This window comes from Citrobacter sp. Cc139, from assembly GCF_030334645.1.
In the GTDB taxonomy this organism is placed as follows: Bacteria; Pseudomonadota; Gammaproteobacteria; order Enterobacterales; family Enterobacteriaceae; genus Citrobacter; species Citrobacter werkmanii.
In genome coordinates, this window is the sequence record NZ_JAOWDM010000069.1 from 380124 (window position 1) to 393300 (window position 13177).

Here is a 13177-nt window from a genome sequence, read left to right on the forward strand (position 1 = left end):
GGGTTTTGGAATCGTGTGTTGATCCGGACCCTACGGCGCATTGCCGACGACCACCACCACACGCACGACGACCGCTGCGCGAGATGGCGCAGTTTTTAGTAGGGTCGCAGTCAGCATGGAAGGGTTCATTAGGGACCTGTCTGTTTGTTGATTAACTGGATTTATACAAACACAGGTTTTTCAGCGTGACAATGGAAAAATTTTCATCTGCACAAAAATGCGTCAAAGATCACATTTCGCTATGTGATGATGAAAAACAAAAAACCCCGCCGGAGCGAGGTTCTTTTCAGCGTTGTGCGGTTGGTAGCCGCCGAGCACACTGTGTTATGTCAACGAGAAAAGTATACGCGTTCTGCGAAGAACACGCAATTTCGGCACGAATTTTGATGATGTTGAGTATGGCCTAATGTTGACGTCTCGTCCATAAAATACTGTTAATTTATACAGTATTTATCTATAATATTTCGGTACGCAATGTGTTATGCGGGGGCCGCATCGTAAACCGGCGCATCAAAGTCCTGGCTGAAACGGGTGGTGCCGTCAGCGCCTTAACCCCCGTGTGAGCACACTGTGTTATGTCAACAAAGGTGCTGGCAACAGGCAGCGGCGAGGTACGCCAGCACCGTGCTCCTTGTACCAAAAGGAGAGCGTATGAGCCTCGTGGATATCGCTATTCTTATCCTCAAACTCATTGTTGCAGCACTGCAACTACTTGATGCCGTTCTGAAATACGTTAAGTAATTCAGATTCAAGTCGCACCTAAGGGGAGCGGGTAACACTCCGCTCCCCTTTCACCTTTCCCAGGTGCTTGTCACGCGTCAATATGTTACGTTTTTATGACATTCTCAGGGAAGAATTCCGCCATGACGCTTTCTGTTTTCTGCATTTTGCTGTTCGCCGCGTTGCTGCATGCCAGCTGGAATGCCATTGTTAAGGCTGGAAACGATAAACTGTACTCGGCGATCGGCGTCAGCGGCTCGGCTGCGATTATGGCATTGATCTGCTTACCCTTTGTGCCTCAGCCTTCTGCCGCCAGCCTGCCGTTTTTGGCTGTCTCAACGGCCTTACAAGTGGTGTACACGGTTCTTGTCGCCAAAACCTATCAGGTTTCGGATATGAGTCAGACCTATCCTTTAATGCGCGGCACCGCACCGTTGCTGGTTGCGATTATCAGCGTCCTGTTTCTTGGCGATAGTCTCTCTATGCTTGCCTGGGTGGGGATTGCCACCATCTGCCTGGCTATTCTCGGCATGGCATTTAACGGACGCAGCAGCTCGCAACGCGGGATCGTTCTGGCGCTCATTAACGCCTGTTTTATTGCCGGTTACACGCTGGTCGACGGCACCGGGGTACGCTTATCAGAAACCGCGTTGGGTTATACGCTGTGGACCTTCTTTCTGAACGGTTCTTGCCTGCTCACATGGGCGATGATCGCCAGACGCCGGGAAGCGTCACGCTATCTGGTACAGCAGTGGAAAAAAGGTATTCTTGGCGGGATTGGCACGATGGGTTCCTACGGACTGGCGCTGTGGGCCATGACCCAGGCGCCGTTGGCGGTGGTCGCTGCGCTGCGTGAAACTTCCATCCTGTTTGGCGCGCTGCTCGCCTGGCTGCTACTGAAAGAGAAGGTCGCAGGGATACGTCTTGTCGCAGCCGCAGGTATTGCCATAGGCGCGGTTTTGCTACGCTTGTCATGATCTGTTGGTCGACCTGATGCAATCCGGCAACATTTGTTGCCGTTTTTTGTTTACATTTCCTGCCGTTCATCGCTTAAACATTCCAGCCTACTATCTGGCCTTCTTTTTCTGTTGTGGTAGATTCCACGCGCATTTAAGGGAAAGTGCAGCACCTTATTCTTATTTTTTCACTTTTTTAAAAGTTATCAGCGAAATGAAAAGGCATAGAAGCGTCAATTTGTTGTTGATGTTGGTATTACTGGTGGCGGTTGGACAGATGGCGCAAACCATTTATATCCCCGCTATTGCTGATATGGCGCGTGAACTGAACGTTCGCGAAGGGGCGGTGCAGAGCGTGATGGCCGCCTATCTACTGACCTACGGCCTGTCACAACTGTTTTACGGCCCACTTTCCGATCGTGTTGGCCGCCGTCCGGTGATCCTCGCCGGGATGTCTATTTTTATGCTGGCCACGCTGGTCGCCATCACCACCCACAGCCTGACGGTACTGATTATCGCCAGTGCAATCCAGGGGATGGGAACAGGCGTCGGCGGTGTGATGGCGCGAACCTTACCGCGAGACCTGTATGAAGGTACGCAGCTTCGTCACGCCAACAGTTTGCTGAATATGGGGATCCTGGTCAGTCCGCTGCTGGCGCCGCTGATTGGCGGTATGCTGGATACCGTGTGGAACTGGCGCGCTTGTTATATTTTTCTGCTGATTCTGTGCGCGGGCGTCACGTTTAGCATGGCGCGCTGGATGCCGGAAACGCGCCCGGCAGGCGCGCCGCGTCCACGGCTTATCGCCAGCTACAAGACGCTGTTTGGCAACAGCTCTTTCACCTGTTACGTGCTCATGCTGATCGGCGGCCTGGCGGGCGTTGCGGTCTTCGAAGCCTGCTCCGGGGTATTATTGGGCGCAAGGCTGGGTTTAAGCAGCATGGTAGTCAGTATCCTGTTTATTCTGCCTATTCCGGCGGCGTTTTTCGGCGCCTGGTTCGCCGGTCGCCCGCACAAGCGTTTCTCAACGCTGATGTGGCAGTCGGTCATCTGCTGTCTGGTTGCCGGTTTGATGATGTGGATCCCAGGCCTGTTCGACGTGATGAACGTCTGGACGCTGCTGGTTCCCGCCGCGCTGTTTTTCTTCGGCGCCGGGATGTTGTTTCCACTGGCAACCAGCGGCGCAATGGAACCTTTCCCGTTCCTGGCGGGCACTGCCGGCGCTCTGGTCGGAGGATTACAGAACATTGGTTCCGGTGTGCTGGCGTGGTTCTCTGCGATGCTGCCGCAGACCGGACAAGCCAGTCTGGGCCTGTTGATGACCCTTATGGGGCTGCTGATTTTTGTATGCTGGCTTCCACTGGCGTCACGCGTGTCGCATCAGGGGCAGGCGGTTTAAGCGCATGATGGCCCGGTTTATCGCCGGGCTTGTCACATTCAGGCGCAACCATCGTCGTCAGTAACGGCTCCAGCGCCGGACGCCAGGCTCCCTCCTCGCCATCATAGAACTGCGTATCCGCATTGACAGCATAGGGAATCTTCGCTTTCTTCAGCTCGCACGCCATAAAACGGGCGAAGGCCATTTGCGCTGCAGAAGGTCCATTTTTAATGGTTTCTCCCGGCGACCAGCCGCCTACCCAACTCACATGACCGGTTTTCTGCTGCCAGCGAATGGCGGTATTGATACGGGCGCGAATAGCCGTCTTTTCCGCTGCAGTCCCTGACGTCCATGGGTATTTGCCGTTATTTTTCAGCGGCCCCCACGGGAAGATATGCCATTCGGCCAGCACGGTATTCTGGCTTTGCGGCGGCAACTTCAGGTTTGGCAGTTCTTCCGGCGCGGCACGCAGTCGCGGCGCGATGAAGATCATCCGTTGCGGGTCAATAGCGTGGATGGTACGAATCGTTTTGTCATACACCCGGTTGAGCGATGCCTGATTATGGTTGAGCTTATCCGCAGGTTCATAAATCAGGTCAAAACCCAGAAGCGGCGAACGTTGACCAAAGTAATGCGCCACCGCCACCCACCAGTTAACCACCTCTTTTTCATTACCGGCGCTGGGATCTTGTTTATATTCATCCGCCTGGTAAGCAATAATCGGGATTACGCCATACTGCTCGCAGGCTTCGACCAGCTTGCGCAGATGAATCAGTCTGGCTTCTGTCGGTTCTCCCGCCACGCGAATACGCACATGGGAAATGCCTTTCGCCCTGAAATCCCGCACCACCAGCGGATCGAACTCGCGGATGCCACGCTCGGTTCGCGCCCAATCTACGTCCATCCCGACCCCAAGCTGCTGCGCATACGACGCCGCCGTCAGCGCTGGTGGTGCTGCACACACGGTGGCGCTGGCGAAGAGTAACAGGGAAACAATCGACTTTAACACGGTCGTCCTTACGCAAATCATCAGGAGTGATATCACGTATTTAGCATGCTTTTTTACTTTCCGTGTAGAGAGAAAGCATAAAAATATGCATGACCCGCTTATTTAACCTGCTCCTGTAGCCAGCCAATAAACGCCTCGATTTTCGGCCACTGCCTGCCGGGCAGCGTGGTGATGTAGTAATGCTGATGGCATTTCAGCGCCATATCGCCAAAAGGCGCGACCAGCTCTCCGCTATCGAGGCGTTTTTGTACCAGCCTCTTACGGCCCATCGCTACGCCGATGTGATTCATTGCCGCAATCACCGCTAAATCAGAACGATCGAAACCAATGCCCGACGATGTCGGCAAATTTACCGCAAAATGCTGCGCCCAGCTGTGCCATTCATCGGTCCCGGAATCGTTGCTCCACGCCTGTCTGTCATGCAGCAACGTACAGTGCGGCAAATTCACCAGCGAGCCAGTGAGACCATAACGAGAGGCATAGTCCGGGCTGCAGACCGGCAAAATCTCTTCATCCATCAGGAAATGATGCGTGAGCTGCGCGGAGGGCGCATCATCAAAATAGATCGCCAGGTCGATGCCGGCACGCTGCAGGTTGACGTTGTCGTTCCCAGTCAGCATGGTCAGCGAAATCGACGGGTAGCGACGGGTGAAGTCGCCGAGCGCCGGAACCAGCCAACACTGGGCGATAGAGGGCCGTGAGTACACGGTGAGCGTCCCCGACAGTTCCTGATTTTTGATATCAAGAATTTCCTGGTTAAGCGTGTCCAGCGACGATTTCAGCGCCCAGAACACCCGTTTACCCTCGTGAGTCAGTTCCACTTTGCGGTGAGAACGGACAAACAGTTGAATACCCAACTCATCTTCCAACTGATTAATGCGATGGCTGACAGCGCTGGGGCTTAATGACAACTCATCTGCCGCCAGCGCAAACGACTGATGGCGGGCCGCCACTTCAAAGGTATACAGCTTTGACAGCTGCCAGCCGTTAAGTAGTCGGTTTCTGACTTCGCGTAGGGGATCCATATTCATCTCTGTCATCCTGAATCATGCGTCGGAGTGTAAAAAAAACCGCTGTAAAAATCAGCACAAAGATGATTCATAGTGAACCATATCGCACTAATGGCGTGTAATTAGACGTAAATCACTCACTTGATGCAATCTGGCTCATGTGAAAGAGGATTTATATCGTTTGTCAGACCCTGCCTTATTTTTGTCCAATAACCTCAGGTTAATCACAGGGCAAGGTGAGTTATGCACTCTCAAATCTGGGTTGTGAGCACGCTGCTGATAAGCATCGTGTTAATCGTTTTGACCATCGTGAAGTTCAAATTCCACCCGTTTCTGGCGCTGCTGTTAGCCAGCTTCTTCGTGGGTACGATGATGGGTATGGGGCCGCTGGATATGGTCAATGCCATTGAGAGCGGCATCGGCGGTACGCTGGGCTTCCTCGCCGCGGTTATCGGCCTCGGGACCATTCTGGGCAAAATGATGGAAGTGTCCGGCGCGGCAGAACGCATTGGCCTGACGTTACAGCGCTGCCGCTGGCTTTCCGCTGATGTCATTATGGTGCTGGTCGGGCTGATTTGCGGGATCACGCTGTTTGTTGAAGTCGGCGTGGTACTGTTGATTCCGCTGGCTTTTTCGATTGCCAAAAAGACCAATACTTCACTGCTGAAGCTGGCGATCCCACTGTGTACGGCGCTGATGGCGGTGCACTGTGTGGTGCCGCCGCATCCGGCCGCCCTGTTCGTCGCGAATAAGCTGGGTGCGGACATTGGCAGCGTAATTGTTTACGGTTTACTGGTGGGCTTAATGGCCTCGCTTGTCGGCGGGCCGCTGTATCTGAAATTTCTCGGTAACCGCCTGCCGTTTAAACCGGTGCCGGCTGAGTTTTCCGACCTGAAAGTTCGCGACGAAAGTACGCTGCCGTCGCTGGGCGCAACGCTGTTTACCGTCCTGTTGCCGATTGGCCTGATGCTGGTCAAAACCGTTGCTGAGTTGAACATGGCGAAAGGCAGCACGCTGTATACGCTGCTGGAGTTTATTGGTAACCCGATCACCGCGATGTTTATTGCCGTCTTCGTGGCCTACTACATTCTCGGCCTGCGTCAGCATATCGGCATGGGCGCGCTGCTGACCCACACTGAAAACGGGTTTGGTTCGATTGCCAACATTCTGCTGATTATCGGCGCAGGCGGCGCATTCAACGCTATCCTCAAGAGTAGCGGGCTGGCGGATACCCTCGCGCTAATCCTTTCAAACATGCATATGCACCCAATTCTGCTGGCGTGGCTGGTGGCGTTAATTCTGCATGCTGCGGTGGGCTCTGCCACAGTGGCGATGATGGGCGCGACGGCAATCGTGGCACCAATGCTGCCGCTCTATCCCAACGTTAGCCCGGAGATCATTGCCATTGCCATCGGTTCCGGCGCTATTGGCTGCACGATCGTGACCGACTCCCTCTTCTGGCTGGTGAAGCAATACTGCGGCGCCACCCTGAATGAGACGTTCAAATACTATACAACCGCGACATTTATCGCGTCCGTGATTGCACTGGCGTGCACATTCCTGCTTTCCTTTATTATTTAAGCGCAAAGAGACTGACTATGGAAAACATTCAAACACTTATCGCCCAGCATCCTTTAGTGGCAGACCTGGTCGCTCTCAAGGAGACGACCTGGTTTAACCCTGGCACCACCTCTCTTGCGGAAGGTTTACCTTATGTTGGCCTGACCGAACACGATGTTCAGGATGCCCATGCCCGGCTGAAGCGCTTCGCGCCGTACCTGGCACAGGCCTTCCCGGAAACCGCAGCCACCGGCGGCATTATTGAGTCTGAGCTGGCTGCAATCCCATTGATGCAAAAACGACTGGAAAAAGCATTCGGACAGCACATCTGCGGCGAACTGTTGCTGAAAAAAGACAGCCACCTGCCGATTTCCGGCTCAATTAAAGCGCGTGGCGGCATTTATGAGGTCCTGACCCACGCGGAAAAACTGGCGCTGGAAGCCGGTCTGCTGACGACAGAAGATGATTACAGCATTCTGCTTTCACCTGAATTTAAACAGTTTTTCAGCCAGTACAGCATCGCGGTAGGCTCCACCGGCAACCTCGGGATGTCGATTGGCATCATGAGCGCCCGCATCGGCTTTAAGGTGACAGTACATATGTCTGCCGACGCGCGCGCATGGAAAAAAGCCAAACTACGCAGCCACGGTGTGACGGTCGTCGAGTATGAAGAAGATTACGGCGTGGCGGTTGAACAGGGTCGCAAAGCGGCAGAGTCCGATCCGAACTGCTTCTTTATTGATGATGAAAACTCCCGCACGCTGTTTTTAGGTTACGCGGTGGCTGGTCAGCGTCTGAAGGCGCAGTTCGCGCAGCAGGGTCGCGTGGTGGATTCTGACCATCCGCTGTTTGTCTACCTGCCGTGCGGCGTCGGCGGCGGTCCTGGCGGGGTGGCGTTTGGTCTGAAGCTGGCGTTTGGCGATAACGTACACTGCTTCTTCGCCGAGCCGACCCATTCACCCTGCATGCTGCTGGGGATTTATACCGGGCTGCACGATACCATTTCCGTGCAGGACATTGGCATCGACAACCTGACGGCGGCGGATGGGCTGGCGGTGGGCCGCGCTTCGGGGTTTGTCGGCCGGGCGATGGAACGTCTGCTCGACGGTCTGTACACCCTGGACGATCAGACGATGTACGACATGCTGGGCTGGCTGGCGCAGGAAGAAGGGATTCGCCTTGAGCCTTCAGCGCTGGCGGGGATGGCCGGTCCGCAGCACGTTTGCGCCTCTGCTGACTATCAGCAGATGCACGGCTTCAGCGCCGACCAGCTCAATAACGCCACTCATCTGGTGTGGGCGACCGGCGGCGGCATGGTGCCGGAAGCCGAAATGGCGCAGTATCTGGCCAAAGGACGATAACGCCGCTGAGCTTAACGCAGCATCGCCATCAGTTCCATCGGTGAGCGATGCTGCTTAAGCAGGTCACGCATCACGCGCATATGCGGCGCGGTATGGTTGAAGAAAGCCTGATATCCTGTACACAGCACGCCCTTTCCATTCTCCTCGCGATACGCAGGACAATCTCCATGGTAGTACTGAAACAAAGAGCATGCCTGACAGCGTGTATTCTGCAGTGTCATCGTCTGGCATTCAAACAGTGCAGTCCGACCACACCACTGGCGTAGCGTATTATCGAAAAGCTGAATAGATATTTGATTAATATCTTCACGTACCCAGATATCAAATATCGCAATTAAAAATCGCCCCCACCCGTCCGGCGTCACTGAATCTTCAGTCAGGTAACCTGAAGCATCGCGCTTAATCAAAGGAGTAAACTGTACGAGGCGAACTTTTCCTTGTTGCAAACCACGATACAATTCAACCGGTTGTAAACTTTTCTGGTGGTTAATCACCATTTCTAAAACGTCATCACTAACATCCATGTTCTCACATCCTGTCATGCATAATTCTCGATAAATACGATAAGTTGGCGAACATGCGTTACAGCAAACAGTATTGCGAGGGATAACACCGCGAGGGAGATCATAAATTTGTCACGCATCGCGCGAGATTCAGAAAAATCACTATCACTCACATCCATGAGATTACGGCTGCGGGTATAACGCCAGAGAATAATCGCCACCAACGTCAGTATGACGATCGATATCCAGAACAGTGCCCCAGCCTGATGCCAGTTGTGCTTAATCGCCAGCGCCATTAACGCGCCATAACCCAACAACGTACGAAACCATGCCAACGATGTGCGCTCCGGTTGTAGTCCCGGATCGGCGATACGTCGCGATTTACGGCTATCCGGCATACAGCACCAGCACCATAACAATCACCGCTACAATCGTCAGCATTGCGCTGATAATGAGCAAACTGTGGGTGTAAGGCAAATCCTCTTTCAAGCGCATTGCCTTTTCATTACGTAACCAGCGCAAATAACCATAAATAGCCAGACCGCCAGCAAACAGACACAGCAACAGGGCCAATACTTCGCGAATAACCGGCGTGGCGAAATCCGGAGCCAGTTGATCCAGACCAACGCCTGCGGCCAGAAAACCTAACGAGGTGCGTATCCATGCCAAAAATGTGCGTTCATTTGCCAGCGAGAAGCGGTAATCCGGCGCTTCCCCTAGGCGGGAAATCTTCATGACGACTCCTTCAATATTGTTGTCTGGTCGTTATACCGGAACAGTTCAGCAGTATGAACCTGATTCGCAAACGGAAGAGAACGTAATGTGATGAGACAATGGAAAAAAGATGTGGCGAATGGCGACTTGCACCGTATCCGACCTACAGGAGATGCAGGCCGGATACGCTGTTACTAACCTATTCCCCAGAAAATCACCGCCAGCAGCTGTGGGGTAATAATCCTCAGGAACATCACCAGCGGATAAACGGTAGCATAGGAGAGCGCCGCCGCCCCGCTGGTGGCATGCAGGTTGTTAGCAAACGCCAGCGCGGGGGGATCGGTCATCGAACCCGCCAGCATACCGCACAGCGTCAGATAGTTCATTTTGGCGAAGATACGCGCCAGCAGTCCCACGGTAATCAGCGGAATGGCGGTAATAAAAATACCGTACCCGACCCAGCTCAGCCCATCGCCCTGGGTCAGCGTATTAACAAAATCACCGCCAGATTTCAGGCCAACCACCGCAAGAAACAGCACAATACCTAACTCTCGCAGCGCCAGGTTAGCGCTGGGAGGCATAAACCAGTACAGCTTACCAATGCTGCCAATACGCCCCAGAATCAAGGCCATGATCAGCGGTCCACCGGCCAAACCCAATTTTAACGCCACCGGGAAACCCGGGATGAACAGCGGGATGGAACCCAGTAGAACACCCAGTCCGATACCGATAAATACCGGCAGCATCTGCACCTGTTGCAGTTTTTGCTGCGCGTTGCCGACAACATTGGCAACGGCATCAATGGACGCGGGACGCCCCACCAGATTGAGGATATCCCCGAATTGCAGGCTGGCATCGCTGCTGGCCACCAGCTCAACGCCAGCACGGTTCAGACGGGAGATAACCACGTCGTAACGTTCTTTAAAATGCAGGTCGCGGATACGTTTACCCAGCACCTGTTCGTTGGTCACCACCACGCGTTCAACGCGTAAATCAGTACCTCGCGTCGACAGCGATGTGTCCACCTCCTGCCCAATCACCACCTGCGCGTTATGCAGGTCACCGGGCTGGCCGACCAGGTGTAGCAGGTCGCCCATCTGGATAATCGTCCCTGGCGACGGCACCATTAATGTCTCTTCACGCTTCAGACGCGAGCAGATGATTTTATCGCTGTTCAGAATTGGGACATCCTGAATCGCCATATTGTTGAGGTTCGGGTTTTCCACGCGGATGTTCATCGTCTGAATCAGCGCGTGTCCGTTGGTCAACGTGGATTCATGCTGCTGAGCTTCAGCATCGACGTTAACGCGGAAAATAAGGCGCATCAGCCACATCGTGAGCAAAATACCGCAGATACCAAAAGGATAAGCCATGGCATAGCTCATCCCCATCTGGTCTACAATATCTGCTGGCGTCCCCAGATCGCGCAGAATTTGCTGCCCGGCCCCCAGCGCCGGCGTATTGGTGACCGCGCCGGAGAATATCCCCAGCACCACCGGAAGGGGAATGGCAAAAATCTTATGCAGGATCGCGGTGACCAGCCCCCCCATGATGACAATCAGTACGGCAAACAGATTCAGCCGCAGCCCGGAAACGCGCAGTGACGCAAAAAAGCCCGGCCCCACCTGAATACCGATGGTGTAGACGAAAAGAATCAGGCCAAATTCCTGAATGAAATGCAGCATGTCGCCGCTCAGGGTCATCCCTGCCTGATCGACAAAATGTCCGACGATAATACCGCCGAACAGCACCCCTCCGATGCCAAAACCAACGCCACGTATTTTTATGTTGCCGATCCATAATCCGACAACCGCCACCAACGCCAGAACGCTGACCGTCAATGCTATATCACTCATTATCCTGTTCCCTGTGAATAACATTTCATTTAACGAGGATTATGACTGAACCGTTCAGGCATGAATGCAGAGTGGCGCACATTATCATGCTACAGAGCGCCCATAAGCGCTTAAGAAGGGCGTTATTTAGTGTTTTTCTTCACGTCGATTTGTAGTTGCTGAATGCTTTTTTCTGGCAATGGCAGCGCTTCCGGCATCGTGCCACCCAGTTCATGAATAGTCTGGCGAACTTTGCGTCCCACCTCATAATGCGTCTGATTCGCTTGCTGTTTGGTGTTAACAGAGTCTCTGCGCAGTTTGTCTTCCGTTTGCGTTGCCCGAAACAGATTTGCCGCCAGCTCTGTAGACCCCATGTAATCGAGAATTTTCTGGCTTTTCTTCAACCCCTTACGTTCATGAATCGCTCGCTGATCTAAACCGCCATAAAGCCCCTTGTAACCATGGTTTTGAAAGATAGCAAAATCGAAAGCGGTCTCAACGCCTGCAAGCTGTGCGGTTTCAACCAAATGCTTATTGTGTTCTTTTAGTTCATTGCGTAAGAACAAACGCTTTTCATCCTCACGCAGAGATTTAAAAGCAGCATCATCGGCCAACTCCTGACGTCGGGTTTGAATGGCAAAGTAGGTTTGTCCGGCCGCGATAACAGGTTTCGCGGGATCACCATTTTGCACGACCAGATAACAGGCGTAGCGGGAGAGATGGATATCTTCAAGAGTTCTGCTGGCCCCTGAACCTAATTCAACCATTTTGTTAGCCTCAACAAAATGGTTTGCAACTAATTAGCCACTGGACTCACATGAGACAGTGGCCTTCATTATAACTTTTTGAAAATTACGCCATTCTTTATATTCAAGTAAAGGCGCTAATTCCCGAGCGGACCAGAATTCGGCACCTTTATCATCAAACTGTTTCATAGCTTCAAATGGTTGATGTTCACTCATAAAAACATTCCTTCGTTAAGAGTATCAATACTGGATATTTTTACAGTGAAACATCCGTTACAACAAGACAGTTTCATGTGTGCTGACGCACAAAAAAGCCCCGTCATTTCTGGCGGGGCAAAGGCATGGAGCTATTTAGCTATTTAATGCGGGACGTTCGCTGATGGCGATACGTTGTGGGGCAATGGTTTCAGGTTCATTACGAGTCAAATCGATATGCAGCAAGCCGTTAGTAAAGCTTGCGCCGGAGACCTCCATATTTTCAGCCAGCGTAAAGCTCAGACTGAACGACTGAGTAACCAGCCCCTGGTGCAACCATTTTGTCTCTTTTTCCGGCTGCTGCGGTGTACCTTTCACCGTCAGGCGTGTGCCTTCCAGTTGAATATCCAGATCTTCCTGGCGGAAACCGGCTAACGCAAGGGTAATGCGATAGTGGTTATCATCGCTCTTTTCGATGTTATAGGGTGGGAAGCTCTGGCTTTCACCGGCGTTTTGTAACGCATTGGCCAGTTTGTCAAAACCGATCCATTGACGCAGCAGTGGGGATAAATCGTAGTTACGCATAATAATCTCCTTCTAAGAAGCGAGTAGGTACCTTTCGGCTCCCTGACGGCAAGCCGATTGCTTAGCAAGGCCGCCTGAAGCGGCCCACAGAATTAGTTGATTTCGATGCGGCGCGGTTTGTTCGCTTCGGGAATAACGCGCTCAAGATCGATATACAGCAGACCATTCACCAGGTTTGCGCCGCGAACATGAATGTTCTCCGCTAACTGGAACTTACGTTCGAAGTTGCGCTCGGCAATACCCTGATACAGGTAAGTACGTTCTTTTTGCTCATCCGCATGAGCGCCTTTTACCACCAGCAGATTGTCCTGCGCGGTAATTTCCAGCTCGCTTTCAGCAAAACCGGCAACGGCAATCGCAATGCGGTAATGGTTTTCGTCTACCAGCTCAACGTTGTACGGAGGGTAGCCGCCATTACTCTGGCTCTGGTTGTTTTCCAGCAGGTTAAACAGACGGTCAAAACCAATAGCAGAACGGTACAGCGGGGATAAATCAAAGTTACGCATAATCAATAGCTCCTGAAATCAGCGAGAATGTGAGACCTTCCATCATGGACAGGTCAGGTAGCCAGGACACCCATCAGGCATGCCCTTCTGTTGTCTACA

At 52.9% G+C, this 13177-nt stretch carries 14 protein-coding genes, 1 pseudogene and 1 other annotated feature; of the genes and pseudogenes, 5 read left to right on the plus strand and 10 right to left on the minus strand.

Going from position 1 to position 13177, the window contains the following annotated elements; translation table 11 throughout:
• Window positions 1-30: 30 nt before the first annotated feature.
• Window positions 31-129, minus strand: a complete 99-nt coding sequence (ivbL, locus tag OGV69_RS06470; RefSeq protein ID WP_003827118.1) for an ilvB operon leader peptide IvbL — start codon at window positions 127-129, stop codon at window positions 31-33.
• Between the two features lie 522 nt (window positions 130-651).
• Here ivbL and tisB point away from each other — a divergent pair.
• The 3 genes from tisB (at window position 652) to emrD (ending at window position 3075) form a co-directional block, all read left to right on the plus strand.
• Window positions 652-741, plus strand: a complete 90-nt coding sequence (gene tisB, locus OGV69_RS06475; RefSeq protein WP_003023909.1) for a type I toxin-antitoxin system toxin TisB — start codon at window positions 652-654, stop codon at window positions 739-741.
• A gap of 122 nt (window positions 742-863) precedes the next feature.
• Window positions 864-1697 carry an EamA family transporter gene (locus OGV69_RS06480; RefSeq protein WP_069323661.1) on the plus strand — a complete coding sequence of 278 codons (834 nt, stop codon included), beginning with the start codon at window positions 864-866 and terminating at the stop codon, window positions 1695-1697.
• A gap of 193 nt (window positions 1698-1890) precedes the next feature.
• Window positions 1891-3075 (plus strand): multidrug efflux MFS transporter EmrD, encoded by a 1185-nt coding sequence (gene emrD, locus OGV69_RS06485; protein WP_069323660.1) that lies wholly within the window; start codon window positions 1891-1893, stop codon window positions 3073-3075.
• On the opposite strand, the gene OGV69_RS06490 is transcribed toward emrD, so the two are convergent.
• The gene (locus tag OGV69_RS06490) at window positions 3002-4084 is read right to left on the minus strand and encodes a cellulase family glycosylhydrolase (RefSeq protein WP_069323659.1); all 1083 of its coding nucleotides are present in this window, start codon (window positions 4082-4084) and stop codon (window positions 3002-3004) included. The genes emrD and OGV69_RS06490 overlap by 74 nt on opposite strands.
• 77 nt (window positions 4085-4161) lie before the next feature.
• Complete coding sequence (dsdC, locus tag OGV69_RS06495) at window positions 4162-5088, minus strand: DNA-binding transcriptional regulator DsdC (RefSeq protein ID WP_069323826.1); 927 nt, start codon at window positions 5086-5088, stop codon at window positions 4162-4164.
• Window positions 5089-5316: 228 nt separating this feature from the next.
• Between dsdC and dsdX the strand changes: the two genes are divergently transcribed.
• Together dsdX and dsdA are read left to right on the plus strand one after the other, a co-directional pair.
• Window positions 5317-6654 carry a D-serine transporter DsdX gene (dsdX, locus tag OGV69_RS06500; RefSeq protein WP_069323658.1) on the plus strand — a complete coding sequence of 446 codons (1338 nt, stop codon included), beginning with the start codon at window positions 5317-5319 and terminating at the stop codon, window positions 6652-6654.
• A gap of 17 nt (window positions 6655-6671) precedes the next feature.
• On the plus strand, window positions 6672-7994 hold the full coding sequence (gene dsdA / locus OGV69_RS06505; protein ID WP_069323657.1) for a D-serine ammonia-lyase: 1323 nt from the start codon (window positions 6672-6674) through the stop codon (window positions 7992-7994).
• An 11-nt stretch (window positions 7995-8005) separates the two neighbouring features.
• Here the strand turns inward: dsdA and OGV69_RS06510 are convergent, their stop codons facing one another.
• The 7 genes and pseudogenes from OGV69_RS06510 to ibpA form a co-directional block, all read right to left on the minus strand.
• Entirely contained in the window at window positions 8006-8518 is a 513-nt protein-coding gene (locus OGV69_RS06510; protein ID WP_038635697.1) for a radical SAM protein, read from the minus strand.
• 14 nt (window positions 8519-8532) lie between these two features.
• Entirely contained in the window at window positions 8533-8895 is a 363-nt protein-coding gene (locus tag OGV69_RS06515; RefSeq protein WP_069323656.1) for a DUF202 domain-containing protein, read from the minus strand.
• Entirely contained in the window at window positions 8885-9232 is a 348-nt protein-coding gene (locus tag OGV69_RS06520) for a YidH family protein (protein ID WP_038635701.1), read from the minus strand. Before OGV69_RS06520 ends, OGV69_RS06515 begins: the two co-directional genes overlap by 11 nt.
• Window positions 9233-9405: 173 nt before the next feature.
• Entirely contained in the window at window positions 9406-11067 is a 1662-nt protein-coding gene (locus tag OGV69_RS06525) for a putative transporter (protein ID WP_038635704.1), read from the minus strand.
• 122 nt (window positions 11068-11189) lie between these two features.
• Window positions 11190-12008, minus strand: a pseudogene (dinD, locus tag OGV69_RS06530) (DNA damage-inducible protein D).
• Window positions 12009-12143: 135 nt separating this feature from the next.
• Window positions 12144-12572, minus strand: coding sequence for a small heat shock chaperone IbpB (ibpB, locus tag OGV69_RS06535; protein WP_005121488.1), 429 nt, complete (start codon window positions 12570-12572; stop codon window positions 12144-12146).
• Window positions 12573-12664: 92 nt separating this feature from the next.
• Complete coding sequence (ibpA, locus tag OGV69_RS06540) at window positions 12665-13078, minus strand: small heat shock chaperone IbpA (protein WP_006687722.1); 414 nt, start codon at window positions 13076-13078, stop codon at window positions 12665-12667.
• Window positions 13072-13144 (minus strand) — a sequence feature (ROSE (Repression Of Heat Shock gene Expression) occurs in the 5'-region of heat shock genes and acts as an RNA thermometer to modulate expression.). It overlaps the preceding gene by 7 nt.
• Between the last annotated feature and the right edge of the window lie 33 nt (window positions 13145-13177).

What these genes read in the sequence shown, in the direction of transcription:
- ivbL (WP_003827118.1), bottom strand. Translation starts at nt 129, where the DNA reads ATGAACCCTTCCATGCTGACTGCGACCCTACTAAAAACTGCGCCATCT.
- ibpB (WP_005121488.1), bottom strand. Translation starts at nt 12,572, where the DNA reads ATGCGTAACTACGATTTATCCCCACTGCTGCGTCAATGGATCGGTTTT.
- OGV69_RS06490 (WP_069323659.1), bottom strand. Translation starts at nt 4,084, where the DNA reads ATGATTTGCGTAAGGACGACCGTGTTAAAGTCGATTGTTTCCCTGTTA.
- OGV69_RS06480 (WP_069323661.1), top strand. Translation starts at nt 864, where the DNA reads ATGACGCTTTCTGTTTTCTGCATTTTGCTGTTCGCCGCGTTGCTGCAT.
- dsdA (WP_069323657.1), top strand. Translation starts at nt 6,672, where the DNA reads ATGGAAAACATTCAAACACTTATCGCCCAGCATCCTTTAGTGGCAGAC.
- OGV69_RS06520 (WP_038635701.1), bottom strand. Translation starts at nt 9,232, where the DNA reads ATGAAGATTTCCCGCCTAGGGGAAGCGCCGGATTACCGCTTCTCGCTG.
- OGV69_RS06515 (WP_069323656.1), bottom strand. Translation starts at nt 8,895, where the DNA reads ATGCCGGATAGCCGTAAATCGCGACGTATCGCCGATCCGGGACTACAA.
- emrD (WP_069323660.1), top strand. Translation starts at nt 1,891, where the DNA reads ATGAAAAGGCATAGAAGCGTCAATTTGTTGTTGATGTTGGTATTACTG.
- OGV69_RS06510 (WP_038635697.1), bottom strand. Translation starts at nt 8,518, where the DNA reads ATGGATGTTAGTGATGACGTTTTAGAAATGGTGATTAACCACCAGAAA.
- ibpA (WP_006687722.1), bottom strand. Translation starts at nt 13,078, where the DNA reads ATGCGTAACTTTGATTTATCCCCGCTGTACCGTTCTGCTATTGGTTTT.
- dsdC (WP_069323826.1), bottom strand. Translation starts at nt 5,088, where the DNA reads ATGGATCCCCTACGCGAAGTCAGAAACCGACTACTTAACGGCTGGCAG.
- OGV69_RS06525 (WP_038635704.1), bottom strand. Translation starts at nt 11,067, where the DNA reads ATGAGTGATATAGCATTGACGGTCAGCGTTCTGGCGTTGGTGGCGGTT.
- dsdX (WP_069323658.1), top strand. Translation starts at nt 5,317, where the DNA reads ATGCACTCTCAAATCTGGGTTGTGAGCACGCTGCTGATAAGCATCGTG.
- tisB (WP_003023909.1), top strand. Translation starts at nt 652, where the DNA reads ATGAGCCTCGTGGATATCGCTATTCTTATCCTCAAACTCATTGTTGCA.